The sequence below is a fragment of the Arthrobacter sp. ISL-5 genome (assembly GCF_018613835.1).
GTDB lineage: Bacteria > Actinomycetota > Actinomycetes > Actinomycetales > Micrococcaceae > Arthrobacter.
Map to the genome: position 1 here is coordinate 80883 of NZ_JAGGPM010000008.1, position 12913 is coordinate 93795.

Genomic DNA, 12913 nt, shown 5'->3' on the forward strand with positions numbered 1-12913 from the left:
CCCCCACACGTGACCGATAATTCCGCAATTGTCATCGAGGAACCCAGAACCGACGACCGCCGCATGCTCGCCAGGGCGCGCCGCATCGTCGTCAAGGTAGGATCGTCGTCTCTCACGAGCATTAAGGGCGGAATCTCAGAGGAAGCGCTGACCGAACTCTCGGACGCGCTGGCCGCCAAGTGCAACGAAGGAACTGAAATCATCCTGGTTTCTTCCGGTGCCATCTCGGCAGGACTGGCGCCCCTGGGCCTGGCAAAGCGTCCTCGCGACCTTGCCACCCAGCAGGCAGCCGCCAGCGTGGGCCAGGGCCTGCTCATGGCCCGCTACACCCAGGCCTTCGGTGCCCACGGCGTGACCGTGAGCCAGGTGCTTCTGACCGCAGATGACCTCATGCGTCGAAGCCATCACCAGAACGCGTTCCGCGCACTGAACCGTCTGCTGAACCTCGGCGTTGTGCCCGTGGTCAATGAGAACGACACCGTCGCGACCCACAAGATCCGCTTCGGGGACAACGACCGGCTCTCGGCCCTCGTTGCCCACCTGGTTCGCGCCGATGCGCTGGTGCTGCTGTCCGACGTCGACTCCCTTTATGACGGGCCGCCTTCGAAGGGCGCCAAACGGATCCCGCAGGTTGACGGCCCGCAGGACCTTGAGGGGGTGACCATCGGCAGCCCCGGCAAGGCCGGGGTGGGAACAGGCGGCATGCAGACAAAGGTGGAAGCGGCCACGATGGCTGCAGATTCCGGCATCCCGGCCCTGGTCACGTCCACGTCGAACGCCGCCGCGGCCCTTGCCGGCGAAGACGTGGGAACCTGGTTCTCCGTCAACAGCGGACGCAAGTCAGTGCGCATGATGTGGCTCGCCCACCTCGCGCACGTGCAGGGCCGGCTCATTCTTGACGACGGCGCCGTGCGGGCTGTTCGGGACAACCGCACCTCGCTCCTCCCGGCGGGGATCACGGCCGTTGAGGGCACCTTTGAAGCCGGCGACGCCGTCGAAATGGTTTCCGCGGCGGGAACCGTTATTGCCCGCGGCCTGGTGAACTATTCGTCGGCGGAACTGCCGCAGATGCTGGGCCGTTCCACCGTGGAGCTGGGGGAGTCGCTGGGGCGGGGCTTCGACCGTGAAGTTGTTCACGTTGACGACCTGGTGCTGGTCTAGCGGGCTGACTCGCCTAGACTTGAATGATGACTGAGGCACTGATGAACCAAGCAGCTGAGACATCTAACGACGCCACGCAGGTACCTTCCATGCCGGAAAACACCCAGCCGTCACCCGCTGAGGTCGAGGCAGCCGTCTACGCGATCGCCGACCGGTCCCGCCACGCTGCCCGCAGCATGGGCCGCGCAAACCGCGCTTTGAAGGACCGGGGGCTCCGCGCCATCGGGGCAGCCTTGCTGGAACGCAGGGATCAGATCCTTGCCGCCAACGCCAAGGACGTTGAGGCCGGCCGCGCGAACGGAACCTCGGCGGCCCTCCTGGACCGCCTGACCCTGAATGACGCCCGGATCGTGGCCCTCGCCGGAGCCCTCGAGAACCTTGCTGGCCTGCCGGATCCCGTGGGCAACGTGGTCCGCGGCCAGACCCTGCCCAACGGCCTGCGCCTGCGGCAGGTCAACGTTCCCATGGGAGTCGTGGCCGCCATTTATGAAGCCCGCCCCAACGTGACCGTGGACATCGCCGGCCTGGCGCTGAAGAGCGGCAACGCGGTGATCCTCCGCGGCGGCACGGCCGCGGCTGCCACCAACGAGGCGCTGATCGAGGTGCTTCGCGAGGCCCTTGAATCTGTCGGGCTGCCCGCCGACGCCGTGCAGACGGTGGACCAGTACGGCCGCGAAGGGGCCAACGTCATCATGCGCGCCCGTGGGCGCGTGGACGTGCTGATTCCCCGTGGCGGCCGGGAGCTGATCCAGACGGTCGTGAACAACTCTTCGGTGCCGGTTATCGAAACGGGTGAGGGCAATGTCCACATCTTTATCGACGAATCCGCCAGCGAAGACATGGCCGTGGAGATCCTCCTCAACGCCAAGACCCAGCGGCCCAGCGTCTGCAACACCGTAGAAACGCTGCTGGTCCACTCCGGTTCCACTGTCCTGCCGGCCGTGGCCGCTGCCCTCAGCAAGGCCGGCGTCCGGCTGCACGCCGATGACCGGATCCGCGCGGCCCTTCCCGCATCAGTGGAGTCCGTGCCCGCCACGGACGAGGACTGGGCCACTGAGTACATGGATCTGGACCTCGCCGTCGCCATGGTGGACAGCCTGGATGAGGCCGTGAAGCACATCCGGACCTGGTCAACGGGCCACACCGAGGCGATCCTGACCAACGACCTCCGGAACGCTGAGCGCTTCATAGCCGAAATCGACTCCGCCGCAGTCATCGTGAACGCGTCCACGCGCTTTACCGACGGCGGCGAATTGGGACTGGGTGCGGAAGTCGGCATCTCCACGCAAAAGCTGCACGCCCGCGGACCGATGGGCCTGACCGAACTGACCACCACCAAGTGGATCGTGCAGGGCGAGGGCCAGGTCCGCGTCTGACAACGCGGTAACATAGAACAGAAGTCCTGAACGGCGGGCATTTCCGCCGTCGTCATCCTTTTTTATCCTAGGGGAGAAAATGCTGCTCCAGCAGATTGCTGCGTCCGTTGCCGAACACGAAGAAAGGGCTCCGCTCTGGGCCGAGCCTTGGGTCTTTGGCCTGTCGATCTTTGCCATCCTGCTGGTCCTCATGTTCATCACACTGTCCTACACGAACATGGGCAACCGCCACTCACCGGTTGACGAGCATTCGGACCCGCACCGCCAGCACCCCAACAAGCACGATCACGGCCAGGGCCACTAACATTCCCGCCGCATTGCGCCACCACGGTTCGGAGCGCCGGCTGCGGCTGGGCGTGATGGGTGGGACCTTCGACCCCATTCATCACGGTCACCTCGTTGCCGCCAGCGAGGTGGCCGCGAAGTTCGCACTGGACGAGGTGGTGTTCGTTCCCACGGGCCAGCCATGGCAGAAGTCGAGCAAGAAGGTCAGCGAACCTGAGCACCGCTATCTCATGACGGTGATTGCCACGGCGTCGAACCCGCGGTTCACGGTCAGCAGGGTCGACGTCGACCGCCCAGGTCCCACGTACACGATAGACACGCTGCGTGACCTGCGCACCCAGCGGCCCGATGCCGATCTGTTCTTTATCACCGGCGCGGACGCGCTGGCGCAGATCCTGTCGTGGAAAGACATCGACGAGCTCTGGTCCCTGGCCCATTTCGTTGGAGTCACCCGGCCGGGCCACGAGCTGGACGGCATGGGCCGGAAGGACGTCAGCCTCCTCGAGGTGCCGGCCATGGCGATCTCATCAACGGACTGCCGCGCCCGCGTGGCCGCCCACAATCCCGTCTGGTACCTCGTGCCGGATGGGGTGGTCCAGTACATCGCGAAATATGGACTCTACGCCGCTCCGCCGGCCCAGAACAGCAAATCCGCGCTTACCGAGACAGACGATCCAGCCAGCACTGAATGAGTTTTAGATGAGTCAGGAACAGCCACCCGTCCGCAGCCGCCGTGAACTACGGAAGGCCAGAGATGAAGCCCTGGGCAAGAACCAGGACGCCGGCACCCCGGGTGCCGGCGGGGTAGTGCCTGCCTCGAAACAGCCGGCCAAGACCGCCAAGGCCGATGCTCCGCGCACCGGCGAGACCTCACGCACTGGCAGCACATCCAACCCTGGCACCGCCAACCGTGGCAATGTCACCGGGCGTGTCCGCCGGGTGGCTCCCGGCCCCGTGGATTCCGTACCGGCCGGCTCCGCTGCCGAGCGTTCCTCCCAGATCAGGGCCCGTGACCGTGCTGCCCTGCGAACCATCAAGGAGCTGGCGGAAAAGGAAGAGCAGCTTTCCGGAGGCGGGCCGCCCACGCGCCGCCAGCTCCGGCTGATGCAGCTCAAGGAACAGACAGTCACCTCGGCCATGGCCGTGGTCCCGCCTGCAGCAGGCGGTCCCAATGCGGCGCCTGCCCAGCCTGGCGTGGCACCAAGGAAAGCTCCGGCGTCCGGTGGCGATGCTGTCCAGCAGCCTGAACAGGCCTCCGCCGGCAAGCCCGCGCCCGCCGCCAAGCCCGCATTCGCCGCCGATCCTGCGGCCGAGCAGGCCGGGCCTGCAGATGGAGAACTGCCCGACGGCATGACTGTCGAGCAGGCCCTCGTGGCTCGTGCGCTCATCGCCGAGCAGGCCAAGAACCAGCTCGCCAAGATGGAGCACATCGCGGCCACGGATCCCGAAGCCGTGGACCCGGAGATCCTGGCCGAGCAGATTGCCCTCGCTGAACGGGCGGCCGTGCTCAACAAGCGGGCCATGGCCAAGCAGAAACTGGCCGAACAGAACACCCCGGCACAAAACAGCACGGGACAGTCGCCGCACAACGGCCCGTCCACCGCCAGCAACCTCGCCATGGTGACGCCCCTGGAGTTTGTCCAGGTGCCGGGCGTCGACCGTCCGGTCATGAAGCGGCCGGCCACCTCGTACGTTCCGGTGGCGACCAACCCCGGAACGCGTGTGCCGATTCGTGGCAAACGACCGTCCAAAGCAGCCCGCTCGGCCGGCAGCGCACCGTCAACCGGCAGGTCACGGGTCATTGCCCGTGCCGAGGCCGCCGCGCGGGCCGCAGCCGGAACCCATGGAACTGCTCCAGAGAACGCACCATGGGACGCGGAGGCCGGCGAGGACGTCACCGTCCTCCCGCCCGTGGCCGCGAAGTCCGCATACGGCCTGGATCCCCTGGATGCTTCCACGGCCGGCCTCGGCCGTGCCCACCGGCTCAGGCTCCTGCAGGTCAGCGTGCTGGCCCTGGGGGTCATCGCCCTTATCGCCGGCGTCATCATGATCATCAGCGGGCTCTCGCGCTGACTTCAGCAAAGTTCCACCACAGGTTTTTACATCACTACAAGGAGTCCCGTGACTGCATCTGATTCATCCATCGCCACAGCCCGACACGCAGCGAAGGCGGCGGCCGAGAAGATCGCCCAGGACATCGTCGCCCTAGATGTCAGCGAACGCCTTGCCTTGGCAGACGTCTTCCTGATTGCCTCCGCACCGAGCGAACGCCAGGTCAACGCCATCGTTGACGGCATCGAAGAGGAGCTCATCAAGCAGGACCTTCGCCCCGTACGCCGTGAAGGCCGTTCGGCCGGCCGCTGGGTCCTGCTTGATTACTCTGACGTCGTCATCCATGTCCAGCACGAGGAAGACCGCGTCTTCTACGCCCTCGAGCGGCTCTGGAAGGACTGCCCCGTGGTGGACCTGCAACTCGGCGATGACACGTCGGCGAAGGCTGCCGTCTCGTCTGAGCAGGAGTAGGACAAAAGCGAACGGCGTGAATATGCCCGATTTGGAATTTTCGGAATCGCTGTTCTAAGATATTTGAGTTGCTTCGGAGAGATCCGGACGAAAGAACGGGCCCTACGAAGAAAGTCGAAGGCGCCGAAGCGGCGAAAATAAGGGGCTGTGGCGCAGCTGGTAGCGCACCTGCATGGCATGCAGGGGGTCAGGGGTTCGAGTCCCCTCAGCTCCACCAGGAAACCGCTGGAACACGACTTAGGTCTGTTCCAGCGGTTTTTCTTTTGCCTCATGCCTGGGCCGGTTAGCACAGCGCCCCGCTGCCGATATGATTTCCCTGCATCAGGTGTGTTTTCAAAGGGGGAGACATGGGCGTTGCCGGACGGCCGGACCTCAGGACGCGGCGCGGCTGGATCTGGTTGATCGTCGCGGGATTCTCCGTGCTGGTCATCGGGATCATCGTCGGTCTGCAGAAGACCGGACCGCTTTGCGGCAGCCCGCTGCTGCCACAAAGCCGCCCGGCTGAAATCTTCGACTCCCTCCGGCGCGGCTCCAAGGCCGCGGCGGAGTGTTATAGGAACATCGAATCCGCTTCAATTCCGACGTGGGGCCTCATCGCCGTTGGTGTCCTCCTGGTCCTGGCCGCAGTCGTCATCCGGGTCGTCAGCATCAACCGCAACTCTGATGCCTTTTGAGGCCCGTCCAGGGCGCCGCAGGCCGAGGACGTGAAGCGGCGTGACGTAAGTGGTCCCCGGCCGTTTCTGCGACCGGGGACCTTTTGCGGGAGGGACAATCCGTGCGCTGTCTGCTGCAGTTGCGCGACAATGCGCCTTGGCGTTCTGTACAAGCCCACCGCCCAATAGGCAGCCTTAGCGTGTCCCGGTATCCCTTCCGGTCCATGAGGCGATCTGTGCCGACTCTCCTGATCTCCTGTTCATCCTGCTGGGCGGACTACAAGTGGTGAGAAAGCCTGCCCATAAAGCCGTTTTAGCACTGCATGGACGGTCTGGCAAATGCGCTCGGGAGTCGCCGAGTATCGCCGGAGAGGCCGTCCGCTGAAAAAGGGACGGCGGCGGCTGGGGGAGCCGCCCGGGTCTCAGACAGGCGGCACCGCCGCCGGCCCAGCCCCGGTCATCAATTCCTATTATCGTCCTAACTTGCGCGCTACAACAGCGGGCGCCAGGGCGTGTAGGAGACCGAGCAAAAACAGTCCTCGCAACGGGCCCAGCGTTCTCTCAGCACCGTCGATTTCTCGTGCCGGCACTGCCGCCATGACACTCGTGGCGTACGCCACAGTCCGCCGATTATGCTTCCGGACCAATTGTGGATTACGCTAGTCAGGTTGCTTCCGGGAAACGCAAATACTCTCGGCGGAAACGGTTTGGGGCTGTGGCGCAGCTGGTAGCGCACCTGCATGGCATGCAGGGGGTCAGGGGTTCGAGTCCCCTCAGCTCCACCAAGAAACCGCTAGAACTCAGGGCTACGTCCCGGTTCTAGCGGTTTTTCTTTGCCCAAACTCGACACAACTCCGTGTTTTGCCCGTGTTTTGACGGCATGAACACCAGCAGTAGCGGCGAACTGGCCGCCGGCCGGGATGCCTTTTGGGCTGACGGTTGCTGGAATCGGTCATGCCCTCTTGCGTGCGGCGCGGACCCCAAGGCTATGAGGCCGGGCCTTCGGATCGCCCTGCTCGCCGGCGTTCCAGGCTTTTGCGGACCCGGCGCCTGCTCCTGAACCCGCCGCTGTGGAAGAGGTGCTCCAGGAAGGTGAGCAGCGCGTCGATGAGCAGGAGGATGAAATCAACGATCATGAAGGTCCGTTCGCGCTCCAAGGGCTTCCTTGCGGGGTTCGTCTGACAGGGCCATGGTTTCATCCTCTGATGAGGTCCCGCCTAATACCGGGAGCCACACCGGAAGTCATCCGTTAGTCGAACCTGCGGTGCCCGCTCTCCAAGTCCGCACTATCGGCAAGATGCTGCCGGTTGACCCAATCGTTGGGTGGCTCAGGGTCCGTCGCAGGCAAGAGCGGCAATATGTTGCCGTTTCCGCCCAATTGGGGCAGAGTGTGGGCTAGGTACATAGAAACCGGCAATATGATGCCGATTGGAGAGTGGCTATGAGTGACGTGGACACCATCGGGGCGTCCTTGCGATCTGCGCGCAAAGAGGCCGGCCTAAAGCAGAGCGACCTGGCCGATCTGGCCGGAGTGTCAGAGCGGACAGTCCGGGCCATCGAGACCGGCAGCGGCAACCCGACCCTTGCCGCCGTCGTGTCTGTCGCGAACGTCCTCGGCCTGCGCGTGGCGGCCACCTGATGGCCGGGGACCTGCAGCGCCTGAGGTTCCTGCCCGCCGCCGACGTCTACAAACAGGGAACCCTGGCCGGCAGCCTGGCCAGGACCGATACCGGCGGCACCGAATTCACCTACGTCACGGACTACCTGGCCGCAGGGCTACCCGGCGTCGCAACCACCCTACCGCCCGCGGAAGGCTCCATTCTTACCCCCGGCGGCGGCCTGCCCGCGTTCTTCGCAGGCCTGCTGCCGGAAGGTCACCGGCTGAACGTGCTGAAGAACGCGGTCAAGGCGAGCCTTGACGACGAACTGACACTCCTCATGGCCGTCGGCGCAGATGTCCCCGGTGACGTGCAGGTCGTCCCGGCCGGCGAAACGCCTGCCGAGCCTGAACCTCTGGCTGACACAACGGATCCAGGGACTCTGGACTTCAGTGTCCTGGCCGAGGCTGTCGATCTGCACGGGTTGCCTGGAGTCCAGCCCAAGGCCAGCGCCTCCATGCTCTCCGCCGCTGGCCATGGGTGGCGGCCGGTACATCCTCAAGCTGGATCCGCCGAACCACCCGCACCTCGTTCGCAACGAGGCGGCGCACCTTGCCGCCGCCAAGATGCTGAAGATCCCCGTCTCGGCCGCCGCTGTCGTCCATGACAAGAACGGGCTGCCCGGCCTGCTCGTCACACGCTTCGACCGTGTCAGCGACAATGGCTTGTGGCGGCACCTGCCGATGGAGGACGGGGCGCAGGTGTGGGGCCTGCCGCCGGCGTCAAAGTACAACGTGAGCGCCGAGGACGTTGTTGCCGCGCTGGCCGGGGTTTCCAAGGCGCCCGTCGTGGCCGCCCGGAACCTGTACCTCCAGTTCATGTTCGCCTGGCTGACCGGCAACGGAGACCTGCACGCGAAGAACCTTTCCGTCCTAGGCGGCCGGCACACCGGGTACGTCGTCGCGCCCGTCTACGACGTGCCCTGCACGCTGGTGTACGAAGACGAGACCATGGCCCTGCAGGTTGCCGGTAAAGCGAAGGGCTTGCGGGCCCGGCACTGGGCTGAGTTCGCGGCGGAGATCGGCCTGCCTCGGAAGGCGGCTGAATCAGCGAATGCCCTCGCCCTCAAGGCCGCCGCGGCCGTAGACCTGGAATCCTTGCCGTTCACCGGCTCACCCCTGAACCGCGCCATACGGGAACTGCGCTACCGCCGCCTGGAACTGGCCGGGTAGCGAACAAGATCGATGGGATTGACAGCTGATGGAGTTCATCGAATCGAAGCCGTAGCAGCCGGCCAGTCACTGCGGCTGCTCTTGCGACACCCATTTAGCTGCGGCCTCAGTTGGGTCGGGTTCTTGACTCGCGTGTCTGAAGGTCAAGTCGTACCTGCCCCCAGGAAGTTCTATCGGGAACTCCGATAATTCTCGAAGCTCAGACTTACTGTCCTTGTCTCCACCTTGGTAGGTCACGTGCAGCCTCATAGCCGCAACGGTAGAACAACTGCTGACTCTTAGAAAGACCCCTCGCGCTCGAGGCAGCGCGCACGTCCCTCACCCACGGCGAGTAGCTTAACGACCCACATTTGAAGGAAGGCCCCCGCTGTTGCTGAGCCACAGGCCGTGAGTCCCAGGCAGGCTGAAAAGGTGAGGACTGGAACTATGTGATTGCGCAAACGGATCCGCCATGGTTGGCCTGCAGTATCGGCAGGTTCGTGCCTTGGCGACGACCAAGCTGGGCGCAAGAACTATGACGCGACCTGGAGACAACGCGTCTCGGCGTCTACCCGCGTCGGATGCTCCGGCAGCTGCCGCGGAGACTTCCACGACGCGCGGTTCCACCATGGTCAGGTGGATTGGCTCCTTGTCCTCCGGCCAGGGGTGGTCGGCGCGGGGAACATGCACATAAGCCGCGAGGGCCTTTGAGGCGGTCGCGCCCAGCGGGGTGGACCGACCAACGATCCAGAGCCTCCCGTGCATGGGAGGCTCGGCGACAATGGCGGATGGCCGGTCCTGCCGGCCGATGACGGCGGCACACACGACGTCCAGGACATCGCGGTGCGTGACCTTCAACCAGATGCCCTGTCGCGAAACTTCCACGCAGCATTTTCCTCTTCTAGCTCCGGCGGGCCTGCTGGAAGTATCTGTCATCCGGTGAGAGGAGGAGCTTGGGGCCGTCCTGGTAGCTGTTGCGTTCAACAATGGCGCCGTCGAGGTCGTGGATGATGTGATCGACCCGATCCTTCATTGCCATGGCCCGGCCGGCGTCCACCGCTTCACCCGGCTCTTGGCTCACGAGGAACGAGGCGAATGATCCTTCGCGTCTGGCCTTCCACATCAGGTCTTCGTAGACGGTCTCAACATTGCCTTTGCTCATCGCTGACTCTTCCCCCAAAGAATTCGTCGGTGGTTTCACACCCTAGTGGCAATTGAGTAATTAATTCCGTCGCTCGAGGTTGAAGAACACCGTCGGGTCGTCCGAACCGAGAAGGTCGCGATGAAAAGGGATGGCGTCGACCGGGGTAGTTTCGACGAACAGAACGGCCACCGAGCAGGAGTGCACCACCGTGTACCGGGTCGCTCTTTCAAGCCAGGACATCATGCCCGTGTAATCCTCAACGACGAGTCCGTCGCCCAAGAGACCACGTTTCGCGAGCAACTCCTCGACTGCGTGCCACTCCCAGTCCATGAGCTCGTTGATCGCTGCTTCCACCGTTGGAACGCTCATATCTTGATGGTGGCACTGAGCACCGACAATCAGGCGGAGAGCAAGTGGGTGTGTCGCCGGCCGGCGGCCGCCTGGGGATCAGAAGGGGTCGGAAAAGAAGGGAGCCTGTGCGGCGCGGCGGGAAGCGTCGAGATCGTGTACCGCTGTGGCCTTTGCAGCGTTGGGGTGTGTACGGAGACGTACAGGCAGCTCACCGCCTACTCGTCGCAGCAGCCGCACAGCATCGCGGCGGGCAATGCGATCAGGGCAGGCTTGATGCGCATGCGTTTCTCCTTCGGTTGTCCCGCCGCCGCTGCCGAGGTTCGGGGACCATATCGAAGGAGACCCCTTCGTGGGTGTCCATATCCTCCCCGATGCTTGTCCCGGTCAAGGCCGCACTGGGAGACAGTTTCCGGCAGCCCGGGCAGTCTCAACCTGCTCGACGACGGGTCGGCACCGACCGGTCTGGACCTGGCTGGGGGTCCCACCGGTATGGACGCGAACGAGGTACTGGGACCGCCCCTTGCCGGGCAGGACTGTGGGCAACGCTTGGATGCCCTCGGGGCTGTTTCAGCAGGGTATTCCCTGGGGACGCCATCATCGTGCAAAGACTGACCGGCCGCAGACGGCACTAGCGAATAGGATTGTTCACAGGGGTCTTGCCGATTGTTGGCGCCGAATTCCTTGGGGGACTCCATGGGAACAACGACATCTCTTGGCGCAGCCGTCCGCCTCGCTGCCGCCTCAGTTCTTGGCGCCTTCTTAATGGCAACGACGGCGTGTTCGACCCCGGAAGTGTCGTTTGCAGGGTACAGCGACCAGCAGCTGCAGGACCTCTTTCCGACCACGGCGGAAATCAACACTGCCGTCGGTCAGGAAGTGACTCTCGGTGAACCGGAACCCATAGACCTCGGCCGAGCTCCCACTGCCGCCCCAAATCCCGGGCTATTTCAGGACTGTTATGAAGCGTATTTCGGCACTCCAGAATCCAACTCCTTACCTGCGTCCCGCGGCTTCAGGATGGCCGGATGGGCGGAGGGTTCTCCCCTTTACCCTTATGCCTGGCACCTTGTGCAGCGCCAGTCTTCTGAAGAAGCGCGGCGTGTGATTCAGGAAACCGTGACGCGACTTGGGAAGTGCAGCCACTTCACCGCCTTTGACCCAGGGGTCCGGCATGGACTTGGTGTCACCTTCAGGAAAATCACCGGGGCGGAAGATTCCAGGACCGGGGCGGGGGTAGCAGTGGCAGTAGGAGAAGTGACAATCTCGTTCAACATCTCCGGGCTTCCGCAATCCGAGGCGCAGGACATTGCACGGGACATGGCCGTCATGATGGAAAAGCGGCTGCAAACGGCGGGCACTGGCTCATCCCATGGTTCCTAGACCTAACTCAGGCGGCTTCGTTGCGACCCCGAATTCCACCACAGCGGGTAGTGGTCCGAGTCAAAGATGGTTCGCGGCACCGTGTTCAGTTCCGTTGGTGGCCACAGGCCAGTGGCGACGAAGGCCTCATAGAGCGCCCCCGCCTCGGCGACGGCGCTCGAGTTGGTTGAGGGCGGCGTCCTGGCGGAGTGGTTGCTTCCGAGTTGAGCCTGGCGGCTGAGGCAAGCACCAGGCCGGCCAGACCAACCGGATCGGCTCCGCTCCACCCGGCTCCGCGCCGTCCTGAGGCACGAGGGCCAGGGCATGACCAGCCTCCCGGCGCGGCGTAGGGGCCTGGTCCGCGCCGATGCGTCGCAGGGAAGACACCAACTCGAAAATGCGTCCACTCCACCCTCTCGCCTCTCGACGCGCCGACTGGATCGGAGGACGATTAAAGTGCACTGCTTTAGGAGGTCAGTGATGTGCGGTTCGTACGGCAAGGAGTTCCGTCGCGACGCCGGGAAAGACGCCACGCGGGAAACTGACAAGCGCCCGGAGCGCCGGGTGGAGGCGAAGGACTTCAGGTTCTGGGCCTTCCCATGGCGCCGCAGGGAGTTCACCGTCCAGGAACCCGAGAAGGCTCCCGACAGGACCGGTGAGAAGGTCTAGTCCAAGAACAGAAGGAAGGGCAGCCGCAATGGTGCCCTTCCTTCATGTATGTCCGGAGTACTGGACGAGCAAACGTCAGGAAATGGAGATTGCCTGGCGAGTGGCTGCCGACCAGGCCGCATTGTTGCTGCCTGAACCCGGATCTATTATGGCCGAGAGCGGACAGCAGACCCCCGCCCGTCCTCTCCAAACAGCAGAAACGGAGGCGCAACATGTCCGGGTACTTCGAAATTATCGATGCCCCTGATGGAGGATTCCGCGCTCGGCTCCGGGGGCCGTCCGGCGAACTCCTGGCCGTGTCAGAGTCCTTTCCGACGAAGCGTCAGGCGGCGGCCGGCATAGGTCTCATTAGGGAGGTTGCCGGGACCGGCCTCATCCGGGACATGTCCTCAGGGCACCGCGGGGAGCCGTTCCGGCGACGGCTCCGGCTCCTTCGGGCCCAATCCGGTCGGACCGCGTTTGGCCAACCCCGGGCGGCGCAGGCAGATCCTACGGGTCACGGCACAGTCACCGCCAGAACGACTCTGCAACGAACCAGTTCACGCCGCTGGCATTCTGTCACCTGACGCCCCGCGGTGGAGCA

16 protein-coding genes and 2 tRNA genes are annotated in these 12913 nt (G+C 64.3%); 15 read left to right on the top strand and 3 right to left on the bottom strand.

The annotated features are described in order from the left end of the window. Positions 1 to 63 precede the first annotated feature (63 nt). The 9 genes from proB to J7I89_RS05065 all read left to right on the top strand — a co-directional run bounded on the left by proB (position 64) and on the right by J7I89_RS05065 (position 6783). The gene (gene proB / locus J7I89_RS05025) at positions 64 to 1161 is read left to right on the top strand and encodes a glutamate 5-kinase (protein ID WP_214967987.1); all 1098 of its coding nucleotides are present in this window, start codon (positions 64 to 66) and stop codon (positions 1159 to 1161) included. A 26-nt stretch (positions 1162 to 1187) separates the two neighbouring features. Further along, the gene (locus J7I89_RS05030; RefSeq protein ID WP_214967877.1) at positions 1188 to 2537 is read left to right on the top strand and encodes a glutamate-5-semialdehyde dehydrogenase; all 1350 of its coding nucleotides are present in this window, start codon (positions 1188 to 1190) and stop codon (positions 2535 to 2537) included. Between the two features lie 79 nt (positions 2538 to 2616). Further along, positions 2617 to 2841 carry a hypothetical protein gene (locus J7I89_RS05035; RefSeq protein ID WP_214967881.1) on the top strand — a complete coding sequence of 75 codons (225 nt, stop codon included), beginning with the start codon at positions 2617 to 2619 and terminating at the stop codon, positions 2839 to 2841. A gap of 13 nt (positions 2842 to 2854) precedes the next feature. Then, positions 2855 to 3514: a nicotinate-nucleotide adenylyltransferase gene (gene nadD, locus J7I89_RS05040; protein WP_285290184.1), complete on the top strand. Its 660-nt coding sequence runs from the start codon at positions 2855 to 2857 to the stop codon at positions 3512 to 3514. 7 nt (positions 3515 to 3521) lie between these two features. Beyond that, positions 3522 to 4895 carry a hypothetical protein gene (locus J7I89_RS05045; protein ID WP_214967884.1) on the top strand — a complete coding sequence of 458 codons (1374 nt, stop codon included), beginning with the start codon at positions 3522 to 3524 and terminating at the stop codon, positions 4893 to 4895. A 48-nt stretch (positions 4896 to 4943) separates the two neighbouring features. Beyond that, a complete protein-coding gene (gene rsfS / locus J7I89_RS05050) occupies positions 4944 to 5345 on the top strand; it encodes a ribosome silencing factor (protein ID WP_214967887.1) in 402 nt (133 codons plus the stop codon). Positions 5346 to 5486: 141 nt separating this feature from the next. Beyond that, positions 5487 to 5562 (top strand) — tRNA-Ala (locus J7I89_RS05055). A 130-nt stretch (positions 5563 to 5692) separates the two neighbouring features. Further along, complete coding sequence (locus J7I89_RS05060; protein WP_214967890.1) at positions 5693 to 6019, top strand: hypothetical protein; 327 nt, start codon at positions 5693 to 5695, stop codon at positions 6017 to 6019. A gap of 688 nt (positions 6020 to 6707) precedes the next feature. Continuing rightward, positions 6708 to 6783 (top strand) — tRNA-Ala (locus J7I89_RS05065). Between the two features lie 201 nt (positions 6784 to 6984). On the opposite strand, the gene J7I89_RS05070 is transcribed toward J7I89_RS05065, so the two are convergent. Continuing rightward, positions 6985 to 7155, bottom strand: coding sequence for a hypothetical protein (locus J7I89_RS05070; RefSeq protein ID WP_214967893.1), 171 nt, complete (start codon positions 7153 to 7155; stop codon positions 6985 to 6987). 284 nt (positions 7156 to 7439) lie between these two features. Here J7I89_RS05070 and J7I89_RS05075 point away from each other — a divergent pair, with 284 nt between their 5' ends. Genes J7I89_RS05075 through J7I89_RS25015 form a run of 3 tightly spaced genes read left to right on the top strand, consistent with a single transcriptional unit; the run spans position 7440 to position 8828 of the window. Then, complete coding sequence (locus tag J7I89_RS05075; protein WP_214967894.1) at positions 7440 to 7637, top strand: helix-turn-helix transcriptional regulator; 198 nt, start codon at positions 7440 to 7442, stop codon at positions 7635 to 7637. Then, on the top strand, positions 7637 to 8263 hold the full coding sequence (locus tag J7I89_RS25010) for a HipA N-terminal domain-containing protein (protein WP_251044941.1): 627 nt from the start codon (positions 7637 to 7639) through the stop codon (positions 8261 to 8263). Before J7I89_RS05075 ends, J7I89_RS25010 begins: the two co-directional genes overlap by 1 nt. After that, positions 8160 to 8828 (top strand): type II toxin-antitoxin system HipA family toxin, encoded by a 669-nt coding sequence (locus J7I89_RS25015; RefSeq protein WP_251044957.1) that lies wholly within the window; start codon positions 8160 to 8162, stop codon positions 8826 to 8828. Before J7I89_RS25010 ends, J7I89_RS25015 begins: the two co-directional genes overlap by 104 nt. A gap of 880 nt (positions 8829 to 9708) precedes the next feature. Here J7I89_RS25015 and J7I89_RS05085 read toward each other — a convergent pair. Together J7I89_RS05085 and J7I89_RS05090 are read right to left on the bottom strand one after the other, a co-directional pair. Further along, positions 9709 to 9969, bottom strand: coding sequence for a DUF2188 domain-containing protein (locus J7I89_RS05085; RefSeq protein ID WP_214967897.1), 261 nt, complete (start codon positions 9967 to 9969; stop codon positions 9709 to 9711). Positions 9970 to 10029: 60 nt separating this feature from the next. Continuing rightward, positions 10030 to 10320 carry a hypothetical protein gene (locus J7I89_RS05090; protein ID WP_214967899.1) on the bottom strand — a complete coding sequence of 97 codons (291 nt, stop codon included), beginning with the start codon at positions 10318 to 10320 and terminating at the stop codon, positions 10030 to 10032. A gap of 675 nt (positions 10321 to 10995) precedes the next feature. Here J7I89_RS05090 and J7I89_RS05095 point away from each other — a divergent pair. The 3 genes from J7I89_RS05095 to J7I89_RS25740 all read left to right on the top strand — a co-directional run bounded on the left by J7I89_RS05095 (position 10996) and on the right by J7I89_RS25740 (position 12896). Then, positions 10996 to 11682 carry a hypothetical protein gene (locus J7I89_RS05095; protein ID WP_214967901.1) on the top strand — a complete coding sequence of 229 codons (687 nt, stop codon included), beginning with the start codon at positions 10996 to 10998 and terminating at the stop codon, positions 11680 to 11682. Between the two features lie 459 nt (positions 11683 to 12141). After that, positions 12142 to 12330, top strand: a complete 189-nt coding sequence (locus tag J7I89_RS05100; protein ID WP_214967903.1) for a hypothetical protein — start codon at positions 12142 to 12144, stop codon at positions 12328 to 12330. Between the two features lie 212 nt (positions 12331 to 12542). Further along, positions 12543 to 12896, top strand: a complete 354-nt coding sequence (locus J7I89_RS25740) for a DUF1508 domain-containing protein (protein WP_214967905.1) — start codon at positions 12543 to 12545, stop codon at positions 12894 to 12896. The last annotated feature ends 17 nt before the right edge of the window (positions 12897 to 12913 follow it).